The sequence below is a fragment of the Gardnerella nova genome (genome assembly GCF_049244055.1).
GTDB lineage: Bacteria > Actinomycetota > Actinomycetes > Actinomycetales > Bifidobacteriaceae > Bifidobacterium > Bifidobacterium vaginale_H.
In genome coordinates this window covers 378,313-403,564 of the sequence record NZ_CP058369.1, presented here as the reverse complement: position 1 = coordinate 403,564, position 25,252 = coordinate 378,313, and the positions used below count along the sequence as shown (strand labels likewise).

Genomic DNA, 25,252 nt, shown 5'->3' with positions numbered 1-25,252 from the left:
AAAACTTTCAAAAAATCAGCAGAATATAAATACCTATACTAGTTACTAGCAATCTCCAGCAATTACTTGCAGCGCAACTTCAATACCGCGAAGCATATCAGCTAAACTCATAGAACTCATACTCGGCTTATCAAGAACTTGCTCAGGCAAATACGGAACGTGAATGAAACCGCTCTTAATCGGCAATTTTTTAGTCTGGCAATAATGACAAACACTGTAAAGCACGTCATTGCATACGTACGCACCTGCAGAAAAAGACACAGCCGCCGGCAATTTTGCTTGATTTAAAGCGTCAACTATGTTCACAACTGGCAAAGTCGCTTTATACGCCACGTCACCATCTTGCACAACAGGCTCATACCAAGGCTTATATCCGCTATTATCTGGTATGCGCGCAGCCCTACAATTAATGCCAACATACTCAACGTTAAAACAAGCAGAACCACCAAATTGTCCTAATGAAAGCACGGCATGAGGCTGAACTTCCTCTATTTTCTCAATAACTTTTTTCGCACCTTTGTTAAATTCCGTAGGAATCTGCAAACGAACAAGTTCCACGCCCTCAGGCGCATGCACTGATTGTGCAATTTCCCACGACGGATTTATAGACTCATTATTAAACGGCGTAAAACCAGTAATCAAAATACGCATCACAATACCCCTTCATGTAGCTCGCATTTATCAAAACTCATCACAAAACTGTACATATCAGAATATGCCAGTATCCAACCCTCACGATTCTACTACATAATTCATTTTTCACAGTAAAGAACAGTAAAGAACAGTAAAGAACATCAAAGATTAAACAATAGCAACTTGCGCAACAATCAAAAGCAACACACCTCAACACAGTATTGGTAAGACTCACATTCATGTAATAAGATTGTGCGCTAGATGTGCACCACGCTGCGGCGTAAATTAAACAAAGTAGTTAACACAGCACATGCCATAATTTCAGAAGAATTCAACAGAAATAAACAAAATTAAACTATATTCAACGACGAAAAGAGATTACCGATGACGAAGATCATTCAGATTGGCGCCAACCATGCCGGCACTGCCTGCGCTAACACCATTTTGAGCTACCCAGGCAACGAACTTACTATCTACGATCAGAATAGTAATATTTCTTTCCTTGGCTGCGGTATGGCTTTGTGGATTGGAAAGCAAATTCAAAGCAGCGACGGACTGTTCTACCAGAAGCCAGAAGATTTCGTTAAAAAAGGCGCTAAGGTAAATCTTGAAAGTAAAGTTCTCGACATCGATTACGCAAAGAAAGAAGTAACAGTAGAGCTTAAAGACGGCACCGTTATTCACGATTCTTACGACAAGCTGGTTCTCGCTACCGGCAGCCTTCCAAACAAGCCTCACATTAAGGGCATTGACTTGGAAAACGTGCAAATGGTAAAGCTTTTCCAGAATGCACAAACTGTTATTGCTAAACTGCAAGAGCGCGATTTCCGTAACGTCGTGGTTCTTGGTGGAGGCTACATTGGCGTCGAACTTGCTGAAGCCTTCGAGCGTCTTGGTAAAAACGTGACCCTTATTGACATGGAAGACCATATTCTTAACGGCTACTTCGACCCAGAGTTTTCTAACAATTTGAAGCAAATTATGGAAGATAAGGGCATTAAGTTTGAGCTTGGTCAAGCTGTTGAGGAGATTGTTGGAGACACTGAAGTTAAGGCTGTTAAAACAAGCAAAGGCACTTACGATGCAGACATGGTGATTTGCGCTATTGGCTTCCACCCAAACGTTGCGCTTGGCAAGGATCATTTAAAGCAGTATGCTAACGGCGCTTTCCTCGTTGATAAAAAGCAGCAAACTTCCGATCCAGACGTGTACGCAATCGGCGACTGCGCTACAATCTACGACAACGCTCGAGACCGCGTAAACTACATTGCACTCGCCACTAACGCAGTTCGAAGCGGCTTGATTGCAGGCCACAACGTTTGCGGAACTCCTGTAGAAACTGAGGGCGTGCAAGGTTCTAGCGCAATGATGATCTACGACTACAAGCTTGTTTGCACCGGCTTGAGCTTGACCGCTGCTCAAAAAGAGGGCATGGACGTTGATTACGTTGATTTTGAGGATACTCAAAAGCCTGCGTTTATGGAAGTTGAGAATCCAAAGGTGAAGATTCGCATCGTTTACAAGAAGGATACGAAGGTTATTGTTGGTTGCCAGTTGGCTTCTAACTACGACATGTCTGCCGCAATTCACCTGTTCTCGCTGGCTATTCAGAAGAAGGTTACGATTAAGGAGCTTGCTTTGTGTGACATCTTCTTCATGCCTCATTTCAACCAGCCATACAATTACATTACGATGGCTGCTTACACGGCTTTGTTGAAGGGGTGATTAATTTCAGCTGATTCATATCAGCTGATCAGTACCTGCTGATTAGTTAATTGCTGAAATCGCCTAAGCTAGATCGCATTTATTAAACCAAGCAATCTGTTCTATAATGGAGCAGTTGCTTGGTTTTTTAATCATCCGCGCACAAAAGCGCGCACACAACGCGCATATTAGCGTAAGACATGCAGATTAAAACAAAGGAGTCTAGGATGAAGCAGCTTTCTATTAAACCAACTATTCATAAGTTCGAGCACGCACGCGACTTTGCGCAAGAATTTAAGCTTGGCAAGGGCGATTTGGTTATTACTAACCAGTACATTTGGGAACCTTATTTTGGCGATTTGAATCTTGATTGCGACGTGATTTTCCAAGAGAAATACGGCAAAGGCGAGCCGAGCGACGCAATGGTTGACGCGATTGTTAGCGACATTCACACTACTCCAAAGCGCGTGATTGGCATTGGCGGCGGCACTGTTTTGGATATTTCTAAGGTTTGCGCTTTGAAGCAAACAAGTCCGCTTGAGGATTTGGTTGACGGTAAGATTCCTGCAGAAAAAGGCGCGGATCTTATTCTTGTTCCAACTACTTGCGGCACTGGCTCTGAGGTTACAAACGTCGCCGTGTTCTCGCTCACTAAGCGCAACACTAAGAAGGGTTTGGCAAACGATGCTTGCTACGCTACGGATGCTGTTCTTATTCCAGAATTGCTGAAGAGCCTGCCGGATTACGTTTTTGCAACCAGCTCTATTGACGCTCTTACGCACTCAATCGAGTCCGCACTTTCTCCTATTGCAACTGAGCTTACAAAAATGTTTAGTTACAAAGCTTGTGGGCTTATTTTGCAAAGTTATATGCGAGTTGTGAAGGAAGGTAGCAGTGCGAAAAGTCAGGTTGTGAGCGACTTGGTTTCGGCAAGTCTTTACGCTGGTATTGCGTTTGGTAACGCTGGTTGCGGTTGCGTACACGCAATGGCTTATCCACTTGGTGGCACTTTCCATGTGGCTCACGGCGAGACGAATGCTGCGCTTCTTACAAGCGTTTTACGATACTATGCTAAGCACGACGCTGAAAATAATGGTAGCGCAGAAAACACTGAGCTTTCTAAGCTTTTTGACTTCATGGCAAATATTCTAGAATGCCAGAAATCAGACGTACTAAACAAGCTTGACGAAGTTCTTAACACGATTCTTCCTAAGCATAGGCTTCACGAATATGGCATGAGCGAGGATATGATTCAAAGCTGGGCTGCGTCCGTAGTTGAGGAGCAGCAACGTCTTTTGAAACATTCTTATATGCCAATAAGCGAAGACGCTGTTGAAGAAATCTATATGTCTACGTTCTAACATATAATTAATAGTGAAGTTTTCTCTTATTTAAGAAAGTTTCTCATCTTCTCAAAAATAGACCCTACAAATCTTGTAGGGTCTATTTTTATTCTCACAGCTTGCTTACTTCGTTAGATTTCCATCCGTTAGATTTCCGTCCATTCGTTAGAATGCTGTTCGTTAGATTTCCGCAGGAGTCTCATACGAATTATCGAAGAATATGCGCTCCAGCTTTACTGCGCGAGCAAAATATTCTCGAGCAATATCAGCATCCTTAGGACCAATACGATCCAACTCATCACGCAAGAACCCTACAAACTTGTGGAATCCTTCATAATCATGCAGGTCGATCCACTGGTAATGAACCTTGCGTTCAGGACGCTTACCTTCAGCGTTTGATGCCCACGTAAGATATATCCATTCCGTAACGTTTAACACGGCTAGCACGGCAGCATAATGTCCACTGTGAGCCGCGTCTAAAAACATTTTTTTAAATTCGCAAGTTGCTTCAGTGTCTGGAATTTTATTGCGGAAAGATTCAGGAGTATTAAATTCGTTAAACGCATCCACAAAATACGTATTCTCATCTCCCGCTACCTCACCAATATATTTCGAAAACACGAGACGAGAATCAAGTGTGTCTGCTGTCGTAACTGCAGCACCAAGCAGAGCCAAGAAACTATCTAAAAATCGGTAGTCTTGAATTAAATATCCAGCTAATACAGCATCAGGAATAGTGCCCTCAACTAACTCGTTAACAAAACGATGATGAATAGCAGCATCCCATGTTTCGATATTCTCATTTTTTAATTCGTCGGTAAATCGTGCAGTCATTGACACGTCCTTTCCCTCTGTGACTCATATAAGCCCTTAGGCAGCTTAATATAATTGCGCATAGTTGCGTTAGCCATACCAGTTACGCCATAAGTTACGGTTCACATATAGTCGTATAGTTATGCACAACCGAGCACTGCTCGTACACCTAGCTGAACAACTACGCTAGTATGAACAATATCATAAGTAGTCATACTTAACTTGGGTACAAATTTGAGCAGCACTCGGTTGCAATTTTTATATTATGGTAGTCTCAGTAACCTCAGTAGCTTTAGCAACTTCAGCAATCACAGTAATTATTCCCTACTCATTTCGTATTCTCATGCCTCCAATGTAATTACTGGATGCAAATCAAACATAGTAACAGTACGCTTCTTGTACGCTATTATGCTCGTTATCGCAATCGCAATCACGCCGAAAAGCACAAGCATTCCAATGCCTGAAACTATTTCTCCACTGTTCTTACCTGCCATAGCTTGGCGCAACGCCATAATTGAGTATGTCATTGGCAGATACGGGTGTACAGTTCTGAAGAATGTTGGCGTCATTTCTACAGGGAACGTTCCCGCGGAGCTAGTTATTTGCAACATGAGCAGAATAATGGCAACGATTCTGCCAGGTATGTGGAAAGCTGTCATAATCATCTGCATTATTGCCATGAATGATATTCCTGCAATAATTCCCAACGCGTAGAACGCAGGTATATTGTCGATTTGCAACCCTAGGACGACGTGAACTACGCCTAGCAAAATAACGGATTGCACTACACCCATGATTACAAAAGGCGTAAGACTTATAAGCGTACTTTTAAGCGGATTCATGCCGTTAAGCAACGCTCGCCTATCCATAACTCTCAAAACGAATGTTGCCATAAGAGCGCCAACCCAAAGGCCGATGGAAATAAAGTAAGGTGCGAAACCTGTTCCGTAGTTTTCAACGTGCGAATACTCGTGCTCTTGCAGAGCAACCGGCGCACTCATCATCTTACTTTTTTGCACAATATTGTCGATTTTTCCAGACTTTTGAGCATCCTTAAGCCCGTCATGCAATTTCTTAGCGCCTTCAACAAGCTTTGGAGTGTTATCAGATAGCTTCTTAGCACCAGAATTAAGCTGATCAGATCCGTTCACTATTTTTGCCGAACCTTGAGCTGCACTGGTAATTCCGTTATTAAGATTTTCACTACCGTTACTTACCTGCGCAAGTCCGTTAGCAAGATTGTTTGCACCCGCAGCCAGCCTATTTGAACCAGCGTTAATGCTTTCAACACCTTGGGATATTGCTTCAGCACCGCCTTTTATTTGCAAACTTCCTGCAGAAAGCTTGTCTGCTCCAGCGCTTAGAGCGGAAAGATTTGTTTCCAAAAGATTAGAATTTTCTCCTAATCCTTCTGCCAAGCTTTGCAAATTAGCGAGCACATCTTCCTTTGTTACTGCTGGGTTTTGTGCTTGCATAAGAAGACCGGCAATTTGCGTTTTAGTTTCCGCGTTACCAGCTTTCACATGTTCTTCTAATTCGTTGCTGGAAGCTGCAAGCTTTTGAGCTCCTTCATAGAATTCGTTTGTTGCCGCCGATAGTCTTTGTGTTCCTTCGCTTAATTGCTGAGCTCCGTTTGCTAAATCTTGCGTTTTTTGTGCTAAGTATTTCGCTCCTTCTTTGCTGCGAGTATTGGCTTCAGTTAGAGTATTCGCGCCTTTTTGCAACTCGCCTAATCCACCTTGCAATTTTCGTAGTGACTGCGAAAGTTGATTAGATCCGTTTGCTAGCTTATTGATTCCGCCTTGCAAAGACTTTGAACCTTCATGCAATGCTCCAGCACCGTTTGCAGCAACACCAATAGAATCGGAAGCAGCATTTACTTTCGCAAACATGTGTTCCCAGTATTCTTCCGCAATTGCTTCACTGATTTCACTTCGCATTGTGCGGAAGGCAGTTTTCCCGATCTGAGAGGCGAGCATATTGCTTGCTTGATCGTACTTTACGTGCAGTTTTGCTTTGGTAGGAGTTTCGTATTGCGCAGAAGCAATGCACTTACTGAAGGAAGCTGGAATGGTTGCTACCATAAAATAGTTGCCATTTTTAAGACCCTTATTCGCTTCAGCACTATTTACAAAATTCCATTGGAAACCTTCACTACCGTCTTTTTGATTCTTTAAACGAGTTTTGATTTCGTTTCCAATGTTGCGCATTTTGCCGTTAATCATAGCGCCATTGTCTTCAACAACCACAGCCACTGGCACAGTATTTAGCGTTTTGTACGGATTTGTAAAGGCCCATAAATACAGCGAGCCGTATAGGAGCGGTATCAAAGCTACGGTTCCAATAACAAGCTTTCGCGCTTTTCCTTTCATAGCGTTATTAAGCTCACGAAATGCAAGAGCAATAGTGTTAACGCGCATTGTTACCATCCCCATTTTCTTTATGCTCACTAAGTTGGTTTTTATCAGCGTCATACCGATGATTTGGAACCATGTGCACTACTTGATCCGCTCGTTTTTCTAGTTCGCTTTGTAAAACTCCCACTAAGCATGAGCAGTAGTGTTTATTAACATATTCACGAATATCCGCAAACAAGCTATCACTTTGTTCACTAGTAAGTTCCGCTTCGATTCCGTCAACAAACAGCAGCCATGGTCGCTTGAGTAAGGCCAGCGCAATTGCCAAACGCATGCGCTCGCATGGCGTTAAATCTCCTATAGCTGTTTCGCGCGGCGCTGATACTTTCCATTGCGCAAGAAGATTGTACGCATATTGGCGCAATGCTTCGCGATTTTTTACATCATTTTTATACTGTTCTCGAAATAGTGGCGAAGATGATGCAAGTTTTAACTCGCTCATCAAAACTTCATCTATGGTTTGCGTTTTGTAGAATTCGTTAATTCCGTTAAATAATCCCAAACCAACATACTGCCTTGATTTACGAAGATCATGTGGAAGACTAGCGTCGACTATAGTAAGTGTTCCGCTAGTGAATTTCATATAACCAGATAATGCGAGCAGTAAGGCTGATTTTCCCGAGCCATGTTCGCCTGATATTGCGACGATTTGGTGCGGTTTAACGCTGAGTGACACGTCACAAAATGGTGATTTTCTTAATTTTTGTAACCCTAATTCTTTCGCTTCTATAAGTGTCTGTTCCTCTTGCATAATTTATTTGTATGACGCCTACGATTAAATAAAGCAAACGTAGCGTTATTTACTTACGCTTTTCGCGTTTATTTCGTGCGTCAGGCATTCCTCCTTACTGTTTATGAGTTATTAAATTTTTAGTTTTGGTTGTTTGTTTTTGTTTTTGACTCTTGATTATGCCCAATTTTTACTTTTACAGCTTTATTGCTATATTTTGCAGCAATCTACACGCCGAGTCACTTGACTTAAGCAAATCAGATTAATGAGGCTAACATAGTCTTTAATTTCTTTTTCTCACGATACCTAGTATACCCACTAAGACGAACAAATATGAACTTATTTTTGAACTTTTTGTTCATTTGTTTATGTTTTATCAGTAAGAACAAGCTAAAACATGACAAAATGTCACATTTGTCGTATGCGCAACAAAAACAGATACGGGCAACGAAACTACATATTTAGACTGTTTATTCGTTGAGATGGATATTATCTACTTTTTCGTGTTATATTTGCTGTAATTGACAACTTTTAATCAGATCATACTGAGTTCAAAAGTTACAATTCGATTCTCAATTAGCTAAAAAGAGGTGAAGAAGCATGCTAGGTTTGCAAATACTACACATCGTATTCAACCCAGTTATCGTGTCAGTCGTAGTGTTATGCGCGCTCAGTCTCGCAAAACTTAATGTTCTGCTTGCTATGATTGTAGCCTGCGTTGCGGGCGGTATTGCAGGCGATCTTCCTCTTTTTGGAGACGGAAATCACACAATTATGGCGTTGCTTTGCGATGGTTTTTCCACTAACGCACAAACTGCACTCGCATACATTTTGCTTGGTACTTTTGCTGAGGCTATTACCGCTACTGGCTTAGCCCAGATTATTTCTAAAAAGATAAGCAAGATTATTGGTACCAATAAATTTATTCTGCTTGCAGTGTTGACAGTAATTGCGTGCATGTCGCAAAATATTGTGCCGGTTCATATTGCGTATATTCCTATTCTTATTCCGCCTATTTTGTCGATTATGAATAAGCTTAATTTGGATCGTCGAGCTGCCGCCTGCTGTACTGCTTTCGGCCTTGAAGTGCCATATATTGCCATTCCATTTGGCTTCGGTCTTATTTTCCAGACTGTTATCGCTACTAATCTTTCTAAAAACGGCATGAAAGTTACCGTATCGGACGTAAGCGCTGTGAACTGGTACTTGGGCGCTGCAATGCTAGCAGCTTTGCTATTTGCCGTATTTGTGCTCTATCGCAAACCTCGCAAATACGAAACCACCGAAGCTGATACTCGTGCCGCTGACGCTGTTGTTGGCCCTCTTACTAAAGCACATTACGTAACTATTCTTGCAATTATTATTGTTGTAATAGTGCAGGTAATCAGTAAAGATCTTTCGCTTTCTTCTCTTGCAGGTCTTGCAACGATGATTATTTTTGGCGCAATAAAATGGAACGACATCGACAAGCAGCTTACCGGTGGCGTGAAGCTCATGGGTCTTATTGCTTTCGTAATGCTTATTGCAGGCGGCTACGCTAACGTTATTCAAGCGACAGGTGGCGTTGAGGAGCTTGTACACTTTGGCGTTGCAGCCATGGGGCAGAACAAAATTATTGCTGCGTTTGTGATTACGATTATTGGCTTGCTGGTAACTATGGGCATTGGTACTTCATTTGGTACGGTTCCTATTCTTGCGGTTTTGTTCGTGCCTCTATGCCAGAGTATTGGTTTTAGCACTCCTGCAACGATTCTTCTTATGTCTTCTGCTGCAGCTCTTGGCGACGCAGGCTCCCCTGCTTCCGACACCACACTCGGGCCTACTGCTGGCTTAAATGCGGACGGACAGCACAGTCATATTTGGGATACTTGCGTTCCGACATTCCTTATTTTCAACATTCCGCTTATGGTTGCTGGCATTGTAATATCACAGTTTATTTAGCAGATTATTTCTGAAAAAACGGTGGGTAACAAATGTAACTAGCGGATAGCGCAAATAATTAATAAACGCCAGTCGAGTTGAAATAAACTCACTGGCGTTTATTTTAAACAACAATCAATCACAAGTAGCCAAACCACAAAGTAGCCAATCACTGCAAATCTGCAACGATTGGCTACTAGAATTATGGAAATCAAACAATCAAAGTCAATAATCTAAAGAAATAATAATATAATATCTTTAGATTGCATTATACTAATTTAATATTTTATTTATGTACATAAAGCAAAACCAGATAAGCTAATTCAAAAAAAATAATAACAATCATCTCAAAGGACTCGCACGATGCCAACTATTAAGTCAAGCACAGATTTACGCAATAACTACAACGAGATATCAACATTCTGCCACGAAACAAAAGAGCCAGTTTTCATTACAAAAAACGGTCACGGAGACTTAGCAGTAATGAGCATTGACTTATTCAACAAGTTCATGAGCAAATATGAACTATACAGCTTACTTGATCAAAGCGAGTCTGATTTTAACAACAATCGCACATTATCTTTTGAAGAATCACTGCGAAACTTAAGAGAAGAACTAAACAATAGCGCAAAGTAACCCAAAATACTCAATTCTTGTTTCGCAAAGTTACCACAAAGATTTACAAGACATAGTCCATTACATTGCGCACAATCTAGACTCCCCAATTACAGCATCCGAATTCCTCGATAACGTAGAAGCCACTGTTTCAAGCCTATCTACAATGCCTTATCGATACCGATTGGTGAACGATGATTACCTGAGTAGCAAAAACTTCAGAAGATGTTTCGTTAAAAAATATGTAATCTTCTATAAAATTTGCGAAGAGAATAAAACGGTTATGGTACATAGAATACTTCATGCTAGACAAAACTGGGTTGACATATTGTAAGTTAAAGTTATTGAGATACGCACCTGTCAGTGAGATATACATCTGCTATTGTGATACGCGTTTAATAAACACCAGTGAAGATTTTTGTCATTTACGGCAATTTTCTTCACCTGCCCAAATCAACCAATCCCAAAGTAGCCAATCACTGCAAATTCGCAACAATTGGCTACTATCGCAGAAAGCATGCTGCGCTAATATTTTTACCGAGATTGAAATTGCACAGCGCATTGAGAGCAAACCAGCTCCACAGCCTCACATAGACACAGTGTAAAGCGAGTAGAAGTAAGCTTTCTGGTTCATAAGATCCTCAAAGTTTCCGCGCTCAATAAGCTCGCCACTTTTCATCACAAGAATCTCATCATATTGTTTAAGCGAATTAGCATCTAAACGGTGAGTTACCACAAGTCGAAGAATTCCTTGCAAATCCAAAATAGACTGCGTTACATTCGCGCTCGTCCCGTTATCTAGCGCGCTCGTTGCCTCATCAACCAGCAGAATCTCGGACTTTTTAAGTAAGCTTCGCGCAATAGCAATACGCTGCTTTTCTCCACCAGAAAGATGACTACCATTCTCGCCGCACTGATAATCCTTGCCTTTAGCAGCAATCAAATCATCCAAACCAGCCAGGTGAATCACGCAATCCACCTCAACATCCGGGAACGGCTTAAAAAGCGTAATATTATCTAAAATCGAAGCATCAAACATAAACACAGACTGCTGCATAAGAGTCGTCTTATCATAAAGCGAACTCTTGCTCACATTGCTAAGTTCGTGATTATTCAGCTGCACGCTACCTTCATAATCCTTGTAATAGCCCATAAGCAAATTAATCAAGCTACTCTTGCCAGCACCAGAAGGCCCTACTATCGCGTAAGATTTTCCAGCCTGCAAAGTTAGATTTACATTTTTCAAAACTTTATGATCCGCATCATAAGCGTACGAAACATCTCGCAAAACAACACTTTTAATAGAATCGTCAATAACCTCGCCAGAATCTTCCTTGGCGTTACTCATATAATCAGCCATCTTACTAATAAGCTTCTTAGCACCCTTCATCTCTCCAAGCATTTGCGGAAGACTTGAAATAGGCTGAAGCACTCCATTCATCAAATTAGTGAAAGCTAAAACCATGCCAGCAGTAATAACGCCAACGTGAGCGTTAACCATCCAAGCGCCAACAAGCATCACGCCAAGCTGAGTTCCAAGACTTGAAATTGTGCCAAGAGCAGAAACAGTAGTCATTGTTTTCTCGCGAAGATTCTTAGCATGCTCAAGTTCCATCGACTGATTCTGATAACGGCTAATAACCTCCTGCTCCGCCTTAAAACTCTTAATAACCGAAACGCCATTCAAAACATCCTTCGTCAGGGCCGTATAAGATTCATTCGACTTAGAAACCTGCTCCTCACGAGTAGCAATTCCGTTAGCCGTAAGAATCGAGCACGCCATTGGGAGCACGGAAATAACAAGGGCAATAACAGTGAGCAGCGGACTGTAGTAAATCATAAGAGCTAGAGAGCTTACAAGCATAAGAACATCTTGAACAAAATCAAAAATCTTCTTCAAATACTTTTCTTGAATACGCTCGCAATCATTAGTAAGTACAGAAAGATACGTGCCGGAATTCGCAAGCGAAAAATCACTATAACTCTTTTTCAAAAGCTTCTTGATAACAGACTCTTTATACTGATTCATTGCTTTTTCAAGAAAGCGAGGGTACGCACTGCGCTTCAACGCGAAAATTAAGGAGATTGCCAGCATAAAGGAAACTACAAGCAGCAAAATAGTAGTTAAAGAGAAGGCTCCTTTGCCAGACATATAGTCGAAAATAATTTGCAAAATCCAAGAAATAGCAGTGAAAATCATAGACAAGGCAATAAAAACTATCATCGAAAGAAAAGCTACAAACTTGTTTTCTTTGAAAAATAGTTTTACGTAATTTTTTACGTCGGGATGCAGTTTGGATGATTGCTGATTTGCGGGCGATTGCTGATTTGCCGCAATATTTTGATTCGCGAATGAATTCTGATTCGCCGCGTTGTCAGTTTTACTCATTCTCGCTACCTCTCACTTCCTTTATATCTATACTATTTCTGTTATTTCTTCTCTAATATCATTTTCGTAGCTAGCATTTTCATTTTCGTTTTGCCGATTCACTCGCTACAAAGTATTGAAAGCTACATTATCACACTTATCATGCTTAATAACACTTATACGTAATGCCTAAACACATTTATGCGCAATGCTTGCTAGAAATAATAAGCATAGAGTTAAAAAAAAAAAATCAAATTAAAACACTGATTCCATAATGTAATATCAGTGTAAACGTATCAAATGCGCAACGCTGCTTCAATACAAAGCTTAAGAGCATACGCTTTAGAATCCCCACCCCAATTGCGCTCATCGTAATTTTCAACATCGTGCAAAGTATCTGCAGTGTAAAGAATCTCACCCCAAACAATCCCACGCATTTGTGCACAAGCCGCTAAAGCAGAACACTCCATCTCCACAACCGCACATCCCTCCTGCTTACGACTAGCAACTTTCCCCTTAGTTTCACGGAAAAACCCATCCGTAGTCCACGTCTTAACTTCATGATGAGGCAAATTGTGCGCTTGCAAAGTTTGTAAAATAGCACGTCTCGAGCGCTCTGAAACGTCAACATAACGACTTGGAGGCAAATAATGATAAGAAGTCCCCTCATCCCTTAAAGCTTTATACGGAACCAGGAAAACATTTTCCGCATAATCAACTAGCGATCCGCAAGAACCGGCACTAATAACTTCTCTAACACCGTAAGAAATCAACCAGTCTAAGATCTGAACAGCAGCAGGAGCGCCAACTGGAGCCTGCACTAAGCAGATTTTTTGCGTTTCTTCTTCTACTTTTTCATCTGAACTTTCGTCTAACTTTTCGTCTGCATTCTCGTCTAGCTTATCCCCTACTTTCTTCTTTACTTTTTCTTCCAAAACATATATTGGATATTTTTTAGTTGCAGATTCAAAATTTGCTACAATCGTAGCTTTTCTACTTAAAGCATACTGATCGATTTCATCGCCTAAGAAAGCAAAAACCGCTTTGGATGGCAGATGAACAGAAATATTATCGTGATTTGGCATTAAAACTGCGCTTTTATCGGAATCATACTCTAAAATCGGTAAATCGTATTCTGTCATATAATCAACTCCATCCCACAAGCAACTCAATCCTATGTACAAGTATGCACATTAGTACGCAAATATCACAAATTGGCCAATCGCAAAGTAGCCAATCGCAAATTGGCCAATCGCAGAGTAGCCAATCGCTGCAAATTTGCATTTAATGGCTACTTACACCAAACAGAGACACTCACGCAGCGCGACGACCTGCCTGAGCGCATAGAGCGTAGCGCGCGAAGGCAACTCGGAGCGGAAACTCGCTTAAGTTGGAAGTCCGGTGGACTTCCAACGCGAGTTTCGTAAGCGAGCGCGTAATCCGCGCGAGCGCTGACTGCACCAGTGTCAAAAAACAAGCAAAATCAGACCTTCGCGCAGAACGCATACTGCACCAGTGTCCAGAAAAAGGGATACATATCACAGAAAAGGATTACATATCAAGGGCTAGCAAACACAGACTAGGTTTGACAAACACAAATCCATTCGCTATAGTCTTCACTTATCACCATTTCGACGAGTAAAGGAGTGCACATGTATCATACAAATATGATGACAAATTGTTGTTGTAACGTATGCTGTTGCGCATTTCTTAATCGAAATGATGTTTGCAAGCACTAAGTATGCATAACATCTAGCCTGTGTTAAAAGTATTCACGTTAGAACACAGCAAATTACGATTCAAGAAACAGCGCGCTGTTTCTTTTTTTTATGCCAAAATTCGAATATAACACGTTAAAAAAAAAAGAATTTGATACGGATTAAATATTAAAACGAATAATGGCATTTTTAGAAACAACTAATAAAACAGCAGTCGCTTTATTAATAAAATTATTTTTTAAAAATTAAAAACAAAACAAATTAAACAAAACAAACAAATAAGTAAGGGGAAATATTATGTCTAACATCTACAAGTCCGTGCAAGAACTCGTAGGCCACACTCCACTTCTGGAGCTTACACACATTGAAAAAGAGTACAATCTAGCAGCAAAAATCCTTGTAAAACTCGAATATTTTAACCCAGCAGGATCTGTAAAAGACCGCATCGCAAAGCAGATGATTGAAGAAGCAGAAGCCGCAGGCACACTCAAGCAAGGCTCTGTAATCGTTGAACCAACTTCCGGAAACACTGGCATTGGTCTTGCAATGATTGCGCAAACAAAAGGATACAAGAGCATTATCGTCATGCCAGAAAGCATGTCAATTGAACGCCGAAAACTTATGAAAGCCTACGGCGCCGAACTCGTGCTCACACCTGCCGCAGAGGGAATGAAAGGCGCAATTGCCAAAGCTAAGGAAATCGTTGAAAACACGCCAAACGCGTGGACTCCGGGACAGTTTACCAACCAAGCAAACGTGCACGCGCACTACAACACAACCGGCCCAGAAATTTGGCAGGATACTGACGGAAATGTAGACATACTCATTGCCGGCGTTGGAACTGGCGGCACAATCACCGGTACCGGCACATATTTAAAGGAACAAAATCCGCAGCTTGAAGTAGTCGCAGTAGAACCAGCCGACTCCCCTGTGCTCGCAGGTGGCAAGCCAGGAGCGCACAAAATCCAAGGAATTGGCGCAGGATTCGTACCGGACGTCCTCAACCAGAATATTTATGATCGTATTGTTCACGTAACGAATGAAGACGCAATCGAAAATGGCAAACTTATAAGCAAAAAGGAAGGTGTGCTCGTAGGTATTTCTTCTGGAGCTGCAGTTTGGACAGCAATCCAGGAAGCAAAAAGAGAAGAAAACGCTGGCAAAACCATCGTTGCAATACTGCCAGATTCAGGAGATCGATACTTGTCAACGCCTTTGTTTGCGGAATAATGCTATGCAATAATGATAATAATAAATGATGTTTTGAAAGTGCGTTTTTAGTAGATTTACAAGCGCACTTTCTAACACTCAAATAAAACAAGCAAGAGAATAATAGGAGAAATGTATGAATGATCGCCTTGATCTTATAAATCAACTCAACTCAATTTACGATTCAGATATAAGACAAGCTACATTCATACCTAATTACCGCAATATTATTACGCTCATACATGCGACTCAGGTGTTACTTTTACCTGAGTTGCATGTGCGCAATGAAAGCAACAATAATACACAACTCAACGCTAGTTTGAATACTAACGCTAGTTTGAATACTGTTACTTCAAACGCGTTAGACACTATAGAACGCATTATATTCCACGAACTTCAATGCTACACAAACGACGCAGCTAAAATTCGAGAAACTTGCAATCAATTTATAAATACGCTTCCTGCAATTAAAAAGCTACTTTTAACAGATATTCAAGCTATATACGAAGGTGATCCTGCTTGCACAAGCAAAGTAGAAGTCACGCTCGCATATCCCGGGTTTTATGCAATGCTTATTCACCGAACAGCGCACGCACTCTACGAACTTAACGTACCGCTAGTTCCTAGACTTATGAGCGAATACGCGCACAGAAAAACTGGAATTGACATTCACCCAGGCGCAAAAATTGGCGCATATTTCTGCATCGATCACGGAACTGGCATTGTAATTGGCGAAACAACCGTAATCGGCGAGCATGTTAAGCTTTACCAGGGCGTAACGCTTGGTGCGAAAAGCTTTGCGCTAGATGAGGACGGAAATCCTATAAAAGGCGGAAAGCGACACCCGAATATTGGCGACAACGTAGTAATTTACGCAAACGCTACGATTCTTGGCGGCGAAACCACAATCGGCAGCGGAAGTATAATCGCAGCAAATGCGTGGATAAACCGCAGCATTCCCGCAAACACAACCTACCACTTCCCGAAGGCATAATGGCACTTATGCAGAAGCATGCGCAATCCTACACAATCAAGTAAAAGGAACTTAATAATAAAAAAACAATTGTGCTCTGCACTGAATCATTACCTTCAGCACAGAGCACAATTAGTAAATCACATCTTCCGTTTGGGTAGATTTTTACTTACTCAAGCTTGCTACACTTTCGGATTCGCGATTAGCTTGTAATTATCTCCCACAGAAAGATTCACAAAGCTAGCAGGTTATCTAAATAATCGCCAGTAGAACCCTTGGAATCAGTAGTATCTTTGGTATCTTTGGAATCCTTGGAACCATCAGTGGAATCAGTAGAATCACCGGCGTTCAAGTCAGATGAGAAGTCAGCAAAATCTGAAAAATCTATATCTGAAAAATCAGCAAAATCTATATCAGCAAAATCCGAAAAATCTAAGTCAGAGGAAGAATCATCATCATAATTTAGATAATCAGAAAAATCCGATGCATCAGCATCAGAAAGTCCTGAATAATCCAGTTCAGGCAAGGAATCATCAGAATCAGACTCATCAGCACCAGACTCAGCGGCGCCAATCTTGCCACCAGGATAATCAGAGTCACCGTGATAGTGCGAAAGAGTTAAAGCAGATACTTCACCGTATGGTCCACCATCTACTTGACCGTAGCCAAAGGAAATATTATCAGGATTAAGGACCTGATATAGGTGACCAGAATTAAGGTTGAAATGTCCTTTACTATTCTTCAAAGCGGAAAGTTCCTTATAAGTCCAAGCTTCCATTGAACCAGCGGCATCAGATCCCCAAGCTAGATTCTCACCCCACGCTTTGCGACCGTCGTAATTTGGCTTGCTAACACCATCTGGACCAAGATGCGCTATTTTTCCGTGATGACGGGTTTCTTTAGCTCTGCGGTACGCATCCTCCTCGTTTGCACGATCGTACTGAATGTTATTAACGTACTGTTCTTTGGTCAATCCTTTTTTAGTAACATAATCCTGCAGTGGCATTCCTTCAAAATATACGCTGCGATCGTCGTATAGCTTCGAACGGGTTTGACGAATGTGCCGCAAAACATTAGCAGCAGTTGAAGCATCCTTAATCTGCCAGTCTGTGTTTACTGTTTCCTTAGTAGAATCAGCGTATACGTTTACTGCTTCTGCAGTAGATACGCCTGATGCAAGCATCGCAACCGCTGAAGCAATTGAAAGTGCAAAGAATATACTTTTCTTTAATCGAAACATGTGTGATCTCCCTATATATGAATAATTTCTATAATTTTCATAGCACAATATTATTGGATTTGCTTAGCAACAAGCTATAACTTTGTGGAGACAATGTATTCACACATAATGATGTATGCTATTCATAAACTTCTTCAGCTTGATTTTATTGCAGTTATACGATAGAAGTGAAGATTATTGCCGTTTACGGCAATTTTCTTCACCGGTCAAAACTACAATCGCTGCAAATTCGCACTTAATAGTTATTAAAGCGTATACGTATATATGCGCTTGTATCATGCTCTGTCTTTTATAAAACCGCAGCACTCGATTTCTGATAACTCAATAAAACCAGCAGATTTATAAAAAGCAATAGTTTTTTCAGTACAATCCGTAGTCAATTGAATTTGACGAACATTAGGATAACAATCCACAATCGACTTTAACAAAGCAGAGCCTATCCCCTGACGTTGATACTCAGGAAAAACAAGAATATCCTGAATAAGAACAACCGTATACCCGTCACCAACAGCCCTAACAATGCCAACTAGTTCGTCATCTTTATACGCAGCTAAAACCTTGAGCGAATTGTTAAAACCATTTTCCAAAGCAACTAAATCATCTGTGTACGAAGACCAACCAACGGAATCATACAACCTTAAAATATCTTCGCCATTATATTTTTTATACTCTCGTATTTGCACATCTGTTAAATTCATTTACGACAACACCTCGCAAAACATAGCAAAAGTGCGCGATCTAAAACGTAAAAACGTAAGAACGCGCACTAGTAATAATAGTACTAACAGCTACAACAGCTACTTCTTAAGCTGCACAGTTTCGTGATCCTTGCCCATTTTGAATGCAATACCTGCACGCTGCCACATGCGATATTCGCCAACCGCAGTAAAGAGAACATCTGTGGAAGAGTTAAGTGCAGTTTCGCAAGAATCCTGAATCACGCCAATAATAAGACCAATAGCAACTACTTGCATAGCGATATCGTTTGAAATACCAAACGACGAGCATGCAAGAGGTATAAGCAAAAGCGAACCGCCTGCTACGCCAGATGCACCTGCAGCAGAAACTGCAGAAAGCACGGAAAGAATCACAGCCGTTGGAATATCAACGTAAATACCGAGCGTATGCGCTGCACACAAAGCCATAATAGAAATCGTTATAGCAGCACCGCTCATATTAATAGTGGAGCCAAGCGATATAGAAACTGAGTAATTATCTTTGTTAAAACCAAGTTTTTCGCACAAATTCATGTTTACAGGAATGTTCGCAGCGGAAGAACGCATAAAGAACGCTGTAACGCCCGAATCACGCAATGTTCTAAAAATAAGAGGATACGGATTTTTGCGAGTAAGAACGAAAACCAAAATAGGATTAATAACCAAAGCAACAACAGCCATAGTGCAAACTAACAAGGCAATAACGGAACCATACTCGCTAAAAATGCGAAGACCGTTACTTGCGACCGTTGTATAAACGAGGCCCATAATACCGAAAGGCGCTGCGTTAATAATCCAGTGAACGATTTTTCCAATAGCAGACGAAACGTTATCAAAGAATGCTTTTGTAGAAGGCTCAGCTAAGCGAAGAGCAACGCCGAAAGCAATTGCCCAGAAGAGAATACCAATAAAGTTTCCCTTAGCAAGAGCATCTACAGGATTAACCACTATATTTAGTACAAGGGAATTAAGAACTTCACCAATTCCTTGAGGCGACGGCGAAGATGCTGCTTCAACATGCGCAAATGTGAAATCAACAGGGAAAATCATAGCCGCACACACTGCTACCAAACTTGCGGTAAATGTAGAAAATGCGTACAACACGATTACGAGCTTCATATTGCCAACACTTTTCGCTTTTGCAAGCGCGCCAATCACCAAGCAAAATACCAAAATAGGCGCAACGGATTTAAGTGCGCTCACAAACAGCTTTCCAATAAGGTCTAGCACATAAACGTGGGCTGGCACAAAAATGCCAAGTGCAGCACCGAGAAAAAGACCTATAACAATACGCAAAATAAGGTCAATGCTATTCCACTTTTGAATAATCTTGTGCATGAGAGTCTCCTGTATTGTGGTTTGTGCAGTATATTTTATACTCTTTTATTTGTATTCATACTCGCAAGATTTTTGTTTTTATTTTTTACAGATTATACACATACATGCATATATATGCAAATCGTTGGATGTCAGCAAATCTTAGCAAAAGACGACAGGACTCAAAAGTAGTTTTGCACAAAATCACAACTTGGGTTACCACATAGCGACGAAATTAATCTAATCCGTAACGTAGCTCATGTTTGGCAGCTGCGGCAAAACAACAAGTAATCCTGCTGTGAAAATCAGCGCAAGTATAGGCAAAAGCTGCCATTGGAACGTAGACGAGAATGCAAATCCAATCCAAGAACCAGTTGTAGCACCAATCGCAAACGCGAGGCGCGCCCAACCAGAAAACTTAGCGAGAGTACTTCCCTTAAACAGAATCTGACGCGCAACAATAATCGGCTCCACTAGCAACATTCCGCCAATTGCTTCAAGTAAGAATGCAAAGCACATCATTGGCAAAAGATTAATAAACATAAGGCAATAAGCAAGCAAGCTCACAGCAATACCTAAAATCGCAACTTTTCTTAAACCGAGTTTTTGAGACGAATGCGCATACAAAACGGACGCAAATACGCTTCCTACACCAGTGAAAATATACAATATCGTCAAAGAGTTAGAACCATATTGCTTACCAAAACCGAGCAGGATATAGGAAACAGAGCATGCAGGAATAAAAGCAACCAAAAGAGATCCGGCAAGAAGCATGATTTTACTCTTGAGTAATGGATTCGCGGATTGCTTAGCTGTAGATTTGTTAGTCACATCATTTGCTTGCGATTCTTGCGATACTTCTCCTTCTTCACTAATCGCTTGCGATTCATTCTCTACATCTTGCGACGCTCCCTCTACTTCGTTAGATGCTTGCGCAATGTCTTGCTTCATAATAAATCGCGTAGCGCAAGCCGCAAAAGAAGTCACGGACGAGAAAATCAAAACCGCAGGAATCGACCAGCTTGCAATCCACGAACCAAGCGGAGAGCCAAGCAGCGTTCCTGTAATACTCGCCAAAACGCTCACAATGCCACTGTAGTTTACAATCATGCCGTCATCGCCGCCTGCAGCATCAACCTCAAAAACTTCGCTAGCAATATCAATCACTTGACCAGTAATCAACAACGCACAAGAAAGAGCTACAAGAGACCACTTCCACGCAGGAGAGCCAAGCATAAGAAGCGGTAGTAAACTGAGCACGCCTTCTACGCCTTCAGTCATTGCAAGAGCGCGAAAACCGCCAAGCTTATCAACAATCCAACCAGAGCATGGCGAAAGAAAATCAGCAACCGTCATAAAAGTCTTACGAAAACCAATCACCCAAGCCGGCAAGCCCACAATAATAATAGAAGGCAAAACCGAGCCTTCGTACGCCTGATTGCCAAGCATAGAAAAACAAAAGCCAACAAGCGCCCATCGCAATGCTGGACTAATAGATCTCATACGAATAAAAATATTATCTTTGCTAAAAATCGTCTTCACAGCAACAAGCTCTCCCCTAAAACTCTTTCAAAATAATGCAAACTTACATGAACACTTACATGCAAACTTACATAACTACTCGCATGATTACTTGCAAATCGCTATCCAACTTAAATAATTCACTACAAACTACACAAATCCAATAGCTTATTTTACAAATTTGGTAACACTATACTCTCGTTTAAAGAAAAAGCAAAATTTGCATTATATCTTAGCGAATATCACACTATTATGTATGTTTTGGTGCATTTAATCACATAATTATACGTATTTTAGTGTTTTTATCACATAATTATACGCATTGAACAACGCTCAGCATAAAAACAACACTCTCAACGTGCGTAGAGCCTTTTGCTCAAAAGAGAAGAAAACAGTCTTATAAAATCTTATGCGGCTACTGCGGTTCTTCTCCGTGGGTGCCACTTGATAACGAGAACAATATTGGTAAGCACAATACCAACAACTACGCTCACCCATGCCAAACTCGGTGTAAGAAGCCAAGCGAGAACACCAAAGATCAGCAGTCGAAGCAGTACAACAACAACTAAGAAAGGCCAACTTTTTGTTAGGCATTTCTGTTGATCAGCCTTCAATGCACCCATCAGAACCATAACCGCAGCCGCCACGCAAGAAAATAGCATATTGCCCAAGAATATGACGAGTAGCGTGCTCCAGCCAGCGATAGTACAAAGCATCCACCATTGCAGCATCAATGCAAGCAAAAATGTGACAACAGCATATACTGCTTCCATCAGCATATTCGCAACGATTAACGAGGAAAATGTTAAAGACACGCCTCTAGGAGTGCCTGTTTTACCTTCGCTCACATGCTGTAATGCAATCATGTTTCTCGCCTCGGCGCGCTTTACGCGCTCTTCTTCAAGCATTTGAACGCCAAGCTCAACCGATTTCTGTGAAGCTTCCTGTAATTGCGCATCCGTCATACCTGGCTGCCAAGGCTTTTCAAAAACAAACAGCAACACACTAGTAATCGCTGCACCAATAATAATGCTTAGCAGCGTGATATTGGAAACAAGCAATAAAGCAATACCAGAAGTCACCAGAAGCCTTAACGCAAAATCGATGATTCCTATGAGTAAATCACCAGATCCGTCATCTGGTCTGCGATGCCTATCCCACTGCAGATACGCTGCACTTAGCAGCGAAAACACCACAACACTCAACGCGAGTATGACCACAGTTTCCCAACCTAGTACGCGGTGCCCTACGAACTGCTGTACAAGCAACGCAATAATAAGCGTGCAAACGCTAGCAATAGTTTCTGTAATCACATGACCCCAAAAAGCATGCTTGAAAAGCACTGGCCTTACATTCGTCTCACTCATCATCTTTCCTCTATATATTAATCCAATACCTTCTTGTTGTAACGTTTCCTCTTGATAAGCTATTTTTCACTTTGTTCTCCAAAATTCCACCATTATTTTCTATAACTCGTATGGATCCGATATTGTCATCATCGCATGTAATCAAAATTTTATGTAGATTCAAAGTCTCTTTACAATATGTAAGTGCCATAGAAAGCATTTTTGTTCCATAGCCCTTCATACATTCAGATTGTCTAATCTCGTACCCTATGTGACCACCATAGTTAATTAAAAAAGAATTTAATTCATGCCTAATATTAATCTCACCAATAAATTTTTCATTATCTATCAGCCAAAACGTAGTAGCTCTAACATAATTTTCAGGCAAATTTATACCATGTTCATAGTTATAAGAACTCTCTATAATTGTCTCAGGGTATATAAAACGTCTTTCTGCATTCGGCCTAAAAATTTCATCTTCTTCATTTGCTTCTATATAACCTTGGATATATTTACTATCTGGTCTAATTAATTTCATAAGTTCCCCTTATTCTTAATATGCAATTCTAATAAAAATGCAATTCTATTAAAATTAGAATCCATAATAGTCTGTTTAGCTTTAATAGTATTACTATTAAAAAAAAAACCACACATACAAGCCTTATTAAAGAAAAAATTTTTAATTTTTTCAAGTGCATACTATGGATATTGGGCGCACTTTTTAACGATAGGAAGGGCTATCGTTAAAAGGTTTAAGATTGGCTTAATAGCTTGATTTTGAATCCGAAGATACAACAATGTGAAGTCATAATCTAAATAGTGATTAAACTTTTGCTTTCATTTGCTTGCGTATGCTTGCAATCATTTTGTAAAATAAGGTTAGAAAGGACGCCACACAATGACAAACACAAACGCTGTATATGCAAGAATCGATACAAATCTTAAAGAAAATGCTGAAAGCATATTGAACCAGCTTGGAATAACTCCATCTTCAGCAATCCAAATGCTTTATAGTCAAATCGTTTTACAAAAAGGTATGCCTTTTGAACTCCGCTTGCCAGTTAATACGCCTACTGCTTTAGGTAGCTTAACAAGAGCCGAGTTGGATAAAGAATTACAAAAAGGCATCAACTCACTTTCGACTGGCAAATCTTATAGTGCAGATGAAGTCATTGCTAACGACCCAAACAACTAATGCGCGATTTGGGTTAAAAAGTAACGAATGAAATAGCGTAATTTCGAACGTTATAAAACACACCCACCTAATCAGCCTTTGACATCAACGCGTTAAACGTTTTCTTACAACATGAAACAATATATGACTTACAACAAATATATTTTTTCTTTATCAACACATATTTGCGAAGTACGATTGTAAATTTGAGTTATATTCTCCATTTTTTCCACAAACACTTTTGTTTCCGGATCACGCAAAACAGCAAACTCCTTTACTGCTTTTGCCCCCATTGCATTAGCATTTTCATATAATCCGTTTCCTTTATCTTGTAAAAACTCATCAACAGAACCATCTTTAACTAAAGGAATACCACCAATTAGCTTACCAACAGCCGCACCAGCAGTACCCATAGCTTTCACAACGTTGACTTCCACTTCCGAATTACCAAGTTTTTCTAAATATAAAGAACTTTTTTCAAATTTCTCACGGTAGTCATCAGACAATTTCTTTATCTCATTTTCTGCATTACTAATGTACTCTTCCGAAAAATTACCACTTAACATTATTTCCATCAAAGATGATAGAGAGAAAATATACAACGACAATCTGTAATACTTAAACTTTTTCCCTAAATCAGACAACGTCGAATTTACGTTACTTTTATACACAATAAACTTCTTTAACAGAAGAATATCAGTAATCTTTTTCTGATAAGCAATAATGTTCTTTCTAGCACGATTCTTAATATCGATAACAAGCTTATGATTATTCGTAACAGAAATTTCATTATCCCAACTGCACTTATAAGTAGAAGCAATCCCCATCAATGACTCAACATCTGCCTCAATTTGTGACTCATTCTCAACTTCCATAAAGGTAAGTATCTTTTCCTGAGTCTCTTTAATCTTTTTCATATCTTTTTCAATAGAATAAATAGCCACAGCCATCATTAAAAGAGCAGGATTAAACGCAGATACTGTTTTCATAGAACCTTGCAAAGAATCCATCTTTGAAATCTGCATCATTCTAGAACCACCGTCAGCTTTTCTTAAAGATCCCCATAGATTCCCATTTTTTGCGTATTTTAGAGTATCACCTGCAGCTTTATTAGCAATCTTATAAAGACCATCCGTAGGAATGGTTATTGTTTGAGTAACTGTATTACATGCAGGAATTAATGACGATAAACCAGATCCAAAATTCAATAATTCAGATACTGGAACACTTAATACTTTATTGTTGTTATTGTTAAAATCTTTAACATCCACAAGAAGTTTTTCAGTAAAATCTACTAACGCATTTTCACTGTTACTTACCGAAAGCTCACTACTGTTACCCATAAGAACAATACTATCTGAAATAGTATCTGAAAGAAAATTATACTTCTATTTTTCTCACTCTCTTGAATACTATGAAACTTTGCAAACAACATTATCGAAATTAAATCCAATGGAAAGCAAACTTGACATTTACTTTCAAAACAATTATCTTA

21 protein-coding genes are annotated in these 25,252 nt (G+C 40.4%); 8 read left to right on the top strand and 13 right to left on the bottom strand.

Annotated features, from left to right (window positions below; genetic code table 11):
* Positions 1-45 precede the first annotated feature (45 nt).
* A complete protein-coding gene (locus HXT56_RS01825) occupies positions 46-651 on the bottom strand; it encodes a pyroglutamyl-peptidase I (RefSeq protein WP_421778285.1) in 606 nt (201 codons plus the stop codon).
* A 366-nt stretch (positions 652-1,017) separates the two neighbouring features.
* Here HXT56_RS01825 and nox point away from each other — a divergent pair, with 366 nt between their 5' ends.
* On the top strand, positions 1,018-2,358 hold the full coding sequence (gene nox / locus HXT56_RS01820) for a H2O-forming NADH oxidase (protein WP_421778284.1): 1,341 nt from the start codon (positions 1,018-1,020) through the stop codon (positions 2,356-2,358).
* Between the two features lie 206 nt (positions 2,359-2,564).
* On the top strand, positions 2,565-3,698 hold the full coding sequence (locus HXT56_RS01815; protein WP_421778283.1) for a 4-hydroxybutyrate dehydrogenase: 1,134 nt from the start codon (positions 2,565-2,567) through the stop codon (positions 3,696-3,698).
* Between the two features lie 162 nt (positions 3,699-3,860).
* Here the strand turns inward: HXT56_RS01815 and HXT56_RS01810 are convergent, their stop codons facing one another.
* The 3 genes from HXT56_RS01810 to HXT56_RS01800 all read right to left on the bottom strand — a co-directional run bounded on the left by HXT56_RS01810 (position 3,861) and on the right by HXT56_RS01800 (position 7,661).
* Positions 3,861-4,514 (bottom strand): TenA family protein, encoded by a 654-nt coding sequence (locus HXT56_RS01810; RefSeq protein ID WP_421778282.1) that lies wholly within the window; start codon positions 4,512-4,514, stop codon positions 3,861-3,863.
* 320 nt (positions 4,515-4,834) lie between these two features.
* Positions 4,835-6,913 carry a YhgE/Pip family protein gene (locus tag HXT56_RS01805; protein WP_421778522.1) on the bottom strand — a complete coding sequence of 693 codons (2,079 nt, stop codon included), beginning with the start codon at positions 6,911-6,913 and terminating at the stop codon, positions 4,835-4,837.
* The gene (locus HXT56_RS01800; RefSeq protein ID WP_421778281.1) at positions 6,903-7,661 is read right to left on the bottom strand and encodes an ATP-binding cassette domain-containing protein; all 759 of its coding nucleotides are present in this window, start codon (positions 7,659-7,661) and stop codon (positions 6,903-6,905) included. The genes HXT56_RS01805 and HXT56_RS01800 overlap by 11 nt, the downstream gene beginning before the upstream one ends.
* Positions 7,662-8,240: 579 nt before the next feature.
* On the opposite strand from HXT56_RS01800, the gene HXT56_RS01795 reads away from it, so the two are divergent.
* The 3 genes from HXT56_RS01795 to HXT56_RS01785 all read left to right on the top strand — a co-directional run bounded on the left by HXT56_RS01795 (position 8,241) and on the right by HXT56_RS01785 (position 10,509).
* The gene (locus HXT56_RS01795) at positions 8,241-9,581 is read left to right on the top strand and encodes a Na+/H+ antiporter NhaC family protein (protein ID WP_421778280.1); all 1,341 of its coding nucleotides are present in this window, start codon (positions 8,241-8,243) and stop codon (positions 9,579-9,581) included.
* Between the two features lie 342 nt (positions 9,582-9,923).
* A complete protein-coding gene (locus HXT56_RS01790; protein WP_421778279.1) occupies positions 9,924-10,196 on the top strand; it encodes a type II toxin-antitoxin system Phd/YefM family antitoxin in 273 nt (90 codons plus the stop codon).
* The gene (locus tag HXT56_RS01785; RefSeq protein WP_116711558.1) at positions 10,183-10,509 is read left to right on the top strand and encodes a type II toxin-antitoxin system mRNA interferase toxin, RelE/StbE family; all 327 of its coding nucleotides are present in this window, start codon (positions 10,183-10,185) and stop codon (positions 10,507-10,509) included. Before HXT56_RS01790 ends, HXT56_RS01785 begins: the two co-directional genes overlap by 14 nt.
* A gap of 252 nt (positions 10,510-10,761) precedes the next feature.
* On the opposite strand, the gene HXT56_RS01780 is transcribed toward HXT56_RS01785, so the two are convergent.
* On the bottom strand, positions 10,762-12,564 hold the full coding sequence (locus HXT56_RS01780; protein WP_421778278.1) for an ABC transporter ATP-binding protein: 1,803 nt from the start codon (positions 12,562-12,564) through the stop codon (positions 10,762-10,764).
* Between the two features lie 275 nt (positions 12,565-12,839).
* Entirely contained in the window at positions 12,840-13,685 is an 846-nt protein-coding gene (locus HXT56_RS01775) for a nucleoside phosphorylase (RefSeq protein ID WP_421778277.1), read from the bottom strand.
* 873 nt (positions 13,686-14,558) lie between these two features.
* Between HXT56_RS01775 and cysK the strand changes: the two genes are divergently transcribed.
* Together cysK and epsC are read left to right on the top strand one after the other, a co-directional pair.
* Complete coding sequence (gene cysK / locus HXT56_RS01770; RefSeq protein WP_250309305.1) at positions 14,559-15,491, top strand: cysteine synthase A; 933 nt, start codon at positions 14,559-14,561, stop codon at positions 15,489-15,491.
* 115 nt (positions 15,492-15,606) lie between these two features.
* On the top strand, positions 15,607-16,464 hold the full coding sequence (gene epsC, locus HXT56_RS01765; RefSeq protein WP_116711554.1) for a serine O-acetyltransferase EpsC: 858 nt from the start codon (positions 15,607-15,609) through the stop codon (positions 16,462-16,464).
* Positions 16,465-16,675: 211 nt separating this feature from the next.
* Here epsC and HXT56_RS01760 read toward each other — a convergent pair whose 3' ends face one another.
* The 6 genes from HXT56_RS01760 to HXT56_RS01735 all read right to left on the bottom strand — a co-directional run bounded on the left by HXT56_RS01760 (position 16,676) and on the right by HXT56_RS01735 (position 23,121).
* Positions 16,676-17,683, bottom strand: coding sequence for a CAP domain-containing protein (locus HXT56_RS01760; RefSeq protein WP_421778274.1), 1,008 nt, complete (start codon positions 17,681-17,683; stop codon positions 16,676-16,678).
* Positions 17,684-17,958: 275 nt separating this feature from the next.
* Positions 17,959-18,381, bottom strand: a complete 423-nt coding sequence (locus HXT56_RS01755; RefSeq protein WP_116711552.1) for a GNAT family N-acetyltransferase — start codon at positions 18,379-18,381, stop codon at positions 17,959-17,961.
* Between the two features lie 99 nt (positions 18,382-18,480).
* Positions 18,481-19,737 carry a serine/threonine transporter SstT gene (sstT, locus tag HXT56_RS01750; RefSeq protein WP_421778273.1) on the bottom strand — a complete coding sequence of 419 codons (1,257 nt, stop codon included), beginning with the start codon at positions 19,735-19,737 and terminating at the stop codon, positions 18,481-18,483.
* A 219-nt stretch (positions 19,738-19,956) separates the two neighbouring features.
* Positions 19,957-21,258 carry an MFS transporter gene (locus HXT56_RS01745; RefSeq protein ID WP_421778272.1) on the bottom strand — a complete coding sequence of 434 codons (1,302 nt, stop codon included), beginning with the start codon at positions 21,256-21,258 and terminating at the stop codon, positions 19,957-19,959.
* 386 nt (positions 21,259-21,644) lie between these two features.
* On the bottom strand, positions 21,645-22,604 hold the full coding sequence (locus HXT56_RS01740; RefSeq protein WP_421778271.1) for a hypothetical protein: 960 nt from the start codon (positions 22,602-22,604) through the stop codon (positions 21,645-21,647).
* Positions 22,605-22,614: 10 nt separating this feature from the next.
* Positions 22,615-23,121: a GNAT family N-acetyltransferase gene (locus HXT56_RS01735; RefSeq protein ID WP_250309299.1), complete on the bottom strand. Its 507-nt coding sequence runs from the start codon at positions 23,119-23,121 to the stop codon at positions 22,615-22,617.
* 360 nt (positions 23,122-23,481) lie between these two features.
* Here HXT56_RS01735 and HXT56_RS01730 point away from each other — a divergent pair, with 360 nt between their 5' ends.
* A complete protein-coding gene (locus tag HXT56_RS01730) occupies positions 23,482-23,778 on the top strand; it encodes a type II toxin-antitoxin system RelB/DinJ family antitoxin (RefSeq protein ID WP_421778270.1) in 297 nt (98 codons plus the stop codon).
* A gap of 128 nt (positions 23,779-23,906) precedes the next feature.
* Here HXT56_RS01730 and HXT56_RS01725 read toward each other — a convergent pair whose 3' ends face one another.
* Entirely contained in the window at positions 23,907-25,100 is a 1,194-nt protein-coding gene (locus HXT56_RS01725) for a hypothetical protein (protein WP_297643791.1), read from the bottom strand.
* Positions 25,101-25,252: the final 152 nt, after the last annotated feature.

Coding starts and splice junctions, on each gene's coding strand:
- HXT56_RS01725 (WP_297643791.1), bottom strand. CDS start 25,100: ATGGGTAACAGTAGTGAGCTTTCGGTAAGTAACAGTGAAAATGCGTTA.
- HXT56_RS01730 (WP_421778270.1), top strand. CDS start 23,482: ATGACAAACACAAACGCTGTATATGCAAGAATCGATACAAATCTTAAA.
- HXT56_RS01775 (WP_421778277.1), bottom strand. CDS start 13,685: ATGACAGAATACGATTTACCGATTTTAGAGTATGATTCCGATAAAAGC.
- HXT56_RS01810 (WP_421778282.1), bottom strand. CDS start 4,514: ATGACTGCACGATTTACCGACGAATTAAAAAATGAGAATATCGAAACA.
- HXT56_RS01800 (WP_421778281.1), bottom strand. CDS start 7,661: ATGCAAGAGGAACAGACACTTATAGAAGCGAAAGAATTAGGGTTACAA.
- HXT56_RS01755 (WP_116711552.1), bottom strand. CDS start 18,381: ATGAATTTAACAGATGTGCAAATACGAGAGTATAAAAAATATAATGGC.
- HXT56_RS01805 (WP_421778522.1), bottom strand. CDS start 6,913: ATGCGCGTTAACACTATTGCTCTTGCATTTCGTGAGCTTAATAACGCT.
- HXT56_RS01740 (WP_421778271.1), bottom strand. CDS start 22,604: ATGAGTGAGACGAATGTAAGGCCAGTGCTTTTCAAGCATGCTTTTTGG.
- HXT56_RS01825 (WP_421778285.1), bottom strand. CDS start 651: ATGCGTATTTTGATTACTGGTTTTACGCCGTTTAATAATGAGTCTATA.
- sstT (WP_421778273.1), bottom strand. CDS start 19,737: ATGCACAAGATTATTCAAAAGTGGAATAGCATTGACCTTATTTTGCGT.
- nox (WP_421778284.1), top strand. CDS start 1,018: ATGACGAAGATCATTCAGATTGGCGCCAACCATGCCGGCACTGCCTGC.
- HXT56_RS01735 (WP_250309299.1), bottom strand. CDS start 23,121: ATGAAATTAATTAGACCAGATAGTAAATATATCCAAGGTTATATAGAA.
- HXT56_RS01795 (WP_421778280.1), top strand. CDS start 8,241: ATGCTAGGTTTGCAAATACTACACATCGTATTCAACCCAGTTATCGTG.
- HXT56_RS01815 (WP_421778283.1), top strand. CDS start 2,565: ATGAAGCAGCTTTCTATTAAACCAACTATTCATAAGTTCGAGCACGCA.
- HXT56_RS01790 (WP_421778279.1), top strand. CDS start 9,924: ATGCCAACTATTAAGTCAAGCACAGATTTACGCAATAACTACAACGAG.
- HXT56_RS01780 (WP_421778278.1), bottom strand. CDS start 12,564: ATGAGTAAAACTGACAACGCGGCGAATCAGAATTCATTCGCGAATCAA.
- HXT56_RS01760 (WP_421778274.1), bottom strand. CDS start 17,683: ATGTTTCGATTAAAGAAAAGTATATTCTTTGCACTTTCAATTGCTTCA.
- cysK (WP_250309305.1), top strand. CDS start 14,559: ATGTCTAACATCTACAAGTCCGTGCAAGAACTCGTAGGCCACACTCCA.
- epsC (WP_116711554.1), top strand. CDS start 15,607: ATGAATGATCGCCTTGATCTTATAAATCAACTCAACTCAATTTACGAT.